This window comes from Mesorhizobium sp. WSM4809 (assembly GCF_055811655.1).
Genome location: NZ_JBVVQW010000034.1, coordinates 1 through 1,065, shown reverse-complemented (window position 1 = coordinate 1,065; position 1,065 = coordinate 1). Strand labels below are relative to the sequence as shown.

Here is a 1,065-nt window from a genome sequence, read left to right as displayed (position 1 = left end):
CATTTGGGCGTCCCGAGCTGCGGGCGGTGCGCGCCCCGGCGGCGGGCGGGTGGGGCAGCTATCGCGGCCAACAAGCGCTTGGTTCGTGGGGGGGGGGGGGGGGGGGCCCGCCCCCCCCCCCCCGCACTCAGGGCTTCGATGTCCGATATGGCACCCGCGATGGCTCAACCTGAGCGAAATTTCTCGTGGGAGGGGCGCGACGAAAGCGATCCCGCCTGCGGTCGCGGATGGGCGATGATCGGCACTGCCGGTCGCCTCCGTCGGCCATCCATAATGCTGACGAGTCAGGCTTCGTCTGCGAGCGCCTGACTTTTTCAATAGATGAGTGATTGGGGTCTCGCCCGAGCCCGATTGAGGGCGGCGGCTCCTGTCGAGATGTGAGAACGTGGTCGATGTAGATAGCCACAGACATCAGGAGGAGCAGCCATGACGGGGGTGGATGCCAGCCTGCTCCGAAGAACCGCGCATGCTGGTGGCAATCGCGCTGGCCAACAAGAGGCGCGTGGCATCTGGGCCATGCTGACGAAACAGGAGGACTACCGAGATCCGGCAACGGTGCCTGTGTGGTTTGCAACGACGCACCTGAGAACGGGAGAACTTGACGCACACAACTTTACTGACGAGCAAAAACTCATCACAGAAGCAAGCCGGCTTGAGGCTTTGCTCGTTCGAGGTCCCATCGCCCGGCCAAGGGCTGGGTCGGGAGTAGTGCTGTGAAGACCTCTGCAAATTACGCGCCTTAGAGTGCATTTTGAAAATGAGGGATGTGCACTTCGCCGGATAGGTTTCCGCCCATTGCGACGAGGATCCTCCAGCTCTTGAACAACAAATCGTTTCGCCGCAAATTCGCAACCCCTCGATTTTTTCAAACGGCCACTTATACGCGGAGATTCCGGAGAACGAAACCGCCCCGTAATGTGAGTTGTTGTGGTACTCTGGCAAGCTGGCGCGTGAGGCGTCGTGCCCCCGACGCTGTGGGCATTTGTCGGATCGTGTCCCAGGGAGTGGTGTAGCTGACGGCTTGGTCGCCGCGCTGTCCGGCAAGAGCCGGGCAGATCAGCGCGC

General features: G+C 61.9%; 1 pseudogene. It reads left to right on the top strand.

Going from position 1 to position 1,065, the window contains the following annotated elements:
- Positions 1-128: 128 nt before the first annotated feature.
- Positions 129-329: pseudogene (locus AC0L24_RS33070) on the top strand (hypothetical protein); the annotation flags it as partial.
- Between the last annotated feature and the right edge of the window lie 736 nt (positions 330-1,065).